Below are 223 nucleotides of genomic sequence, written 5' to 3'. Positions count from 1 at the left end.
GCTGCGTTTTAACCCGCGTTTCCTGAACGCGGTCAATCAGCTCAGTCAGTTATCGGATGTGCTGTTTGCAGACGGCAGTCAGGGGCTGCGGTTTGAACTGCGTGCGCGAGCGGCGCGGGATGTGGTGGAAACCGACCTGACGATAGACGGGCAGACACTGCGTTACTTCAACCAGATGGAAAGCTGGCAGCGTTTTCGCTGGCCGGGAGAGACCTATAAACCG

General features: G+C 57.8%; 1 protein-coding gene. It reads left to right on the top strand.

Annotated features, from left to right (window positions below):
• Positions 1-223 (top strand): type VI secretion IcmF C-terminal domain-containing protein (locus tag ABR397_RS25730; RefSeq protein ID WP_350307957.1); only part of this gene is annotated, 223 nt, incomplete at both ends.

The sequence above is a fragment of the Photorhabdus viridis genome, from assembly GCF_040256935.1.
GTDB lineage: Bacteria > Pseudomonadota > Gammaproteobacteria > Enterobacterales > Enterobacteriaceae > Photorhabdus > Photorhabdus viridis.
This window is presented reverse-complemented; position numbering and strand designations above follow the sequence as displayed.